The organism is Winogradskya consettensis (assembly GCF_018332715.1).
GTDB lineage: Bacteria > Actinomycetota > Actinomycetes > Mycobacteriales > Micromonosporaceae > Actinoplanes > Actinoplanes consettensis.
In genome coordinates, this window is record NZ_BOQP01000096.1 from 1 (window position 1) to 1457 (window position 1457).

Genomic DNA, 1457 nt, shown 5'->3' on the forward strand with positions numbered 1-1457 from the left:
CTAGTACGGCAGCCGCCGTTCGTGAGGTGACCTCGGATCCCGCGGGAACAAGGACGGCCACCGCATGATCGTCTGTGCGTTGTGGACACAACATCAGACCTTGCGGTGGCCGAAGGTCATAGCTTAGAACCTGCCCGGTGGCGGGCAATGATTGACCTGGTCACTGACGCGTTCGCGGGCCGGTTCGGCCGGGTCGAGCCCCGCCGGGCGGCCGCCCAGTTCGTCACCGGCCTGCTCACCGACCTGGAAATCAAGACGTGCTGGCAGCTCGCAGAGCAAGCCGGACATGGCCGGCCGGATGCGATGCAGAGGCTGCTGTATCGGGCGAAGTGGGATGCCGACGCGGTGCGTGACGATGTGCGGCAGGTCGTGGCGGACCGTCTAGGAGACCCCGACGGGGTCCTGGTTGTTGACGAGACCGGCGACCTGAAGAAGGGCACGCACACCGTCGGCGTCCAGCGTCAATACACCGGCACCGCCGGACGAATCGAGAACGCCCAGGTCGGCGTGTTCCTGGCCTATGCCAGCCGGCACGGCCACACCCTGATCGACCGCAGGGTTTACCTGCCGAAGTCCTGGACCGGCGACCGCCAACGGTGTCAGCAGGCTGGTGTCCCCGACGACATTACGTTCGCGACCCGCTCCGAGTTAGCCGATCACATGATCACCGCTGCGGTGGACGCCCTGGTCCCGGCCAGGTGGGTCGCGGCGGACGAGGCCTACGGCAACAACACCGGCCTGCGGGCCCGGCTCCGCGCCCTGCGTCTGGGTTACGTCCTGGCAGTCTCCCGCGATCATCTCGTGCCGATCGGCGCCGGCAAGACCCGCTGCCGCGCCGACCAGTTGGCCGCCGATCTGCCCGCAACCGGGTGGACCCGGCGCAGTGCCGGTGACGGGTCGAAAGGACCACGGTTCTACGACTGGGCCTGGCTGGCCGACGTCGGCGCTGACGGTGACCCCGACGACGACGGGCGGCACAGCCTGCTGATCCGCCGCAACAATTCGACCGGTGAGCTGGCCTTCTACCGATGCTGGACACCTGGCCCGGTCACCCTCGCTCAGCTCGTGCGTGTCGCCGGTATCCGCTGGACCGTCGAAGAGTCGTTCCAAGCCGGCAAGGGCCAAGTCGGCCTTGACCAGCATCAGGTCCGCCGCTGGACCTCGTGGCACCGGTTCACCACGTTGGCCCTGGCCGCCCTCGCCATCCTCGCGCTCTGCACCGCTACCAGCCGCACCCCAGAGCACCACGGTCAAGACGACATGATCGAGCTGACCGTCAACGAGATCCGCCGCCTGATCAACGTCCTCCTGATCCGGCCGACCCACAGCATCGCCTACAGTCTGCGCTGGTCAACATGGCGACGCCGACACCAAGCACGGGCGAAACGAGCTCACTACGCCCGCCGTCTCAACCTCGAACTTCAGCCATGATCTCTAACGGCGGCTGCCATACTAGG

1 protein-coding gene is annotated in these 1457 nt (G+C 67.1%); it reads left to right on the plus strand.

The features are described from left to right. The first annotated feature begins 147 nt into the window (after nucleotides 1-147). On the plus strand, nucleotides 148-1431 hold the full coding sequence (locus tag Aco04nite_RS48465; RefSeq protein ID WP_213003920.1) for an IS701 family transposase: 1284 nt from the start codon (nucleotides 148-150) through the stop codon (nucleotides 1429-1431). The last annotated feature ends 26 nt before the right edge of the window (nucleotides 1432-1457 follow it).

Bases quoted from the DNA above. Each gene is read 5' to 3' on its own strand.
- Aco04nite_RS48465 (WP_213003920.1), top strand. From the start codon at position 148: ATGATTGACCTGGTCACTGACGCGTTCGCGGGCCGGTTCGGCCGGGTC.